The 3,211-nt window shown below is 66.2% G+C and carries 1 protein-coding gene and 1 pseudogene; one reads left to right on the top strand and one right to left on the bottom strand.

What is annotated here, in order from left to right:
* Positions 1-165 precede the first annotated feature (165 nt).
* Positions 166-1,656: a helicase HerA-like C-terminal domain-containing protein gene (locus HMPREF2716_RS18345; RefSeq protein WP_003114975.1), complete on the bottom strand. Its 1,491-nt coding sequence runs from the start codon at positions 1,654-1,656 to the stop codon at positions 166-168.
* Positions 1,657-2,055: 399 nt separating this feature from the next.
* Between HMPREF2716_RS18345 and pctA the strand changes: the two are divergent.
* Positions 2,056-3,211 (top strand): annotated as a pseudogene (gene pctA, locus HMPREF2716_RS18340) (methyl-accepting chemotaxis protein PctA); the annotation flags it as partial.

Raw genomic sequence — 3,211 nt, 5'->3', positions numbered from 1 at the left:
GCGGCGAGCTGGAAACCCAGGCCGGGCGCCTGCGGCACCTGGTGGACAGCTTCAAGATCTGAGCCCGTCCGTCCCACAGGCCGGCTAACCGCGAAGCGGTTAGCCGGCGATCATCCAGCCCCCATGAAAAAGGCGCCCGCGGGCGCCTTTTTCATGGCCTGGCGCTCAGCGCCGCTTCTTCCCGCCCATCAACGAGCCGAGCAGGCCACGCACCAGCTCCCGGCTCAACTGGTTGGCCGCCTGGCGCATGGCGCTCTTCACCGTCGAATTGGACAGCAGGCTGCCGAGAATCTGCCCGGCCATGCCGCCGACGCCGGACGAGCTTTCCTGCTGAGCAGTCGCCTGGCCCTGGACCTCGGGCTTGGCGCCCGCCTTGTTCGCCAGCACCTCGTAGGCCGACTCGCGATCGATCGGCTGGTCGTAGCGACCCTTCAACGGCGACCGCTGGACCAGTTCAGCGCGCTCGCTGTCGCTCAGCGGGCCGATCCGCGAATAGGGCGGCGCCACCGCGACGCGCTGGACCATGGCCGGCGTGCCCTTTTCCTCCAGGGTGCCGACCAACGCCTCGCCGATACCCAGTTCGGTCAGCACCCCCAGGGTGTCGAACGCCGGGTTCGGGCGGAAACCGTCGGCCACCGCGCGCAGCGATTTCTGCTCCTTGGCGGTGAAGGCGCGCAGGCCATGCTGGATACGCAGGCCGAGCTGGGCCAGGACATCGTCCGGCAGGTCGCCCGGCGACTGGGTGACGAAGTACACCCCGACGCCTTTCGAGCGGATCAGCCGGACCACCTGTTCCAGGCGGTCGCGCAAGGCTTTCGGCGTGCCGTTGAACAGCAGGTGGGCCTCGTCGAAGAACAGTGCCAGCACCGGCTTGTCGGCATCGCCGCGCTCCGGCAGTTGCTCGAACAGCTCGGCCAACAGCCAGAGCAGGAAAGTCGCGTAGACCTTCGGCGCCTCGTGCACCAGGCGGCTGGCGTCGAGCAGGTGGATGCGCCCGCGCCCGTCCGGCTCGGGGCGGAGGATGTCTTCCAGTTGCAGGGCAGGCTCGCCGAAGAAGGCCTCGGCGCCCTGCTGCTCCAGAGTGGCCAGGCGGCGCAGCAGCGCCTGCCCGGAAGCGCCAGTGAACAGCGCCCGGTCCTCGCCAAGGATTTCCGGATTGTCCTTCAGATGGTTGAGCAGCGCCTTCAGGTCCTTCAGGTCGAGCAGCAGCAGGCCTTCCCGGTCGGCCACCTGGAAGGCGGCGAACAGCGCGGCCTGCTGGCTATCGGTCAACTCCAGGAGGTTGGCCAGCAGCAGCGGGCCCATCTCGCTGATGGTGGTGCGCAACGGGTGGCCGGTCTTCCCGGCGATGTCCCAGAGCGTGGTCGGGTAGGCCTTCGGCTGGTAGTTCAGCCACGGCATGCTGGCGATACGTTCGGCGACCTTGCCCTGCGGGTTGCCCGGCGCGGCGATGCCGCACAGGTCGCCCTTGATGTCGGCGGCGAACACCGCGACACCGGCATCGCTGAAGGATTCGGCGAGGTGCTGCAAGGTCACCGTCTTGCCGGTACCGGTGGCGCCGGCGATCAATCCATGACGGTTGGCCAGGCGCCAGGCCTGTCCTACCGGCTGGCCATCGGGGCCAGCGCCGATCAACAACTCATTCGCTTGCGACATCCATTCATCCTCGGGACTAAAGCTCCGGCACGCTGTGCCGACAGTAAGGGAAAGCCCTTGTGCAACGGGGCTTCCAGCGGAACCCACGTACCAATATGCGCGGGTTCCCGCGAAGGGCGTCGGGCCAGCGCATCGACCCGATCTGGCCGTCCAGCTTCAGCGAAGACCTTCGGGCCTTGCTGAGACAGGAAAAATCGCCATCGTATCCGTATCACGCATTCTTCGGAGCCACCCAGGGAACCGTGGCTTCGTGGCACAAGGCCGTGCCTGGGTCGACGGACTACCCACCCGCGCGACCCGCCCGACGCTGCAAGGCGTACGGAAAGCCCCTGCGCCCGCGGAACGGTCGCAGGGGTCTGGTCAAAGACTGGCGCTACATACTCCTGGACGCAATACAACATGATCAAAAGTCTGAAGTTCAGCCACAAGATCCTCCTCGCGGCCTCCCTCGTGGTGTTCGCCGCTTTCGCACTGTTCACCCTCTACAACGATTACCTGCAGCGCAACGCGATCCGCGAGGACCTCGAAAGCTACCTGCGGGAAATGGGTGACGTGACTTCCAGCAACATTCAGAACTGGCTCGGCGGCCGTCTGCTGCTGGTCGAGCAGACCGCCCAGACCCTGGCCCGCGACCACAGCCCGGAAACCGTCAGCGCCCTGCTCGAACAGCCGGCCCTGACCTCGACCTTCAGCTTCACCTACCTCGGCCAGCAGGACGGCGTCTTCACCATGCGTCCGGACAGCCCGATGCCGGCCGGCTACGATCCGCGCAGCCGGCCCTGGTACAAGGACGCCGTGGCGGCCGGCGGCCTGACCCTGACCGAACCCTACGTCGACGCCGCCACCCAGGAATTGATCATCACCGCGGCGACACCGGTGAAGGCCGCTGGCAACACCCTCGGCGTGGTAGGCGGCGACCTCAGCCTGAAGACCCTGGTGCAGATCATCAATTCGCTGGACTTCAGCGGCATGGGCTACGCCTTCCTGGTCAGCGGCGACGGCAAGATCCTGGTGCACCCGGACAAAGAGCAGGTGATGAAGACCCTGAGCGAGGTCTACCCGCAGAACACGCCGAAGATCGCCACCGGTTTCAGCGAGGCCGAATTGCACGGGCATACCCGCATCCTCGCCTTTACCCCTATCAAGGGCCTGCCTTCGGTGACCTGGTACCTGGCGCTGTCCATCGACAAGGACAAGGCCTACGCCATGCTCAGCAAGTTCCGCGTCTCGGCCATCGCCGCCGCGCTGATCTCCATCGTCGCCATCCTGGTCCTGCTCGGCCTGCTGATCCGCCTGCTGATGCAGCCGCTGCACCTGATGGGCCGTGCCATGCAGGACATCGCCCAGGGCGAGGGCGACCTGACCAAGCGCCTCGCCGTGACCAGCCGCGATGAATTCGGAGTGCTCGGCGATGCCTTCAACCAGTTCGTCGAGCGTATCCATCGCTCGATCCGGGAAGTCGCCGGGACCGCGCACAAACTGCACGACGTCTCGCAACTGGTGGTGAACGCCTCGAACTCTTCGATGGCCAACTCCGACGAGCAGTCCAACCGCA

It is taken from the genome of Pseudomonas sp. HMSC076A11 (assembly GCF_001810205.1).
Classification (GTDB): domain Bacteria; phylum Pseudomonadota; class Gammaproteobacteria; order Pseudomonadales; family Pseudomonadaceae; genus Pseudomonas; species Pseudomonas aeruginosa.
The sequence above is the reverse complement of the archived record's forward strand: the minus strand, read 5'-3'. Positions and strand labels throughout refer to the sequence as shown.

What these genes read in the sequence shown, in the direction of transcription:
- HMPREF2716_RS18345 (WP_003114975.1), bottom strand. Translation starts at nt 1,656, where the DNA reads ATGTCGCAAGCGAATGAGTTGTTGATCGGCGCTGGCCCCGATGGCCAG.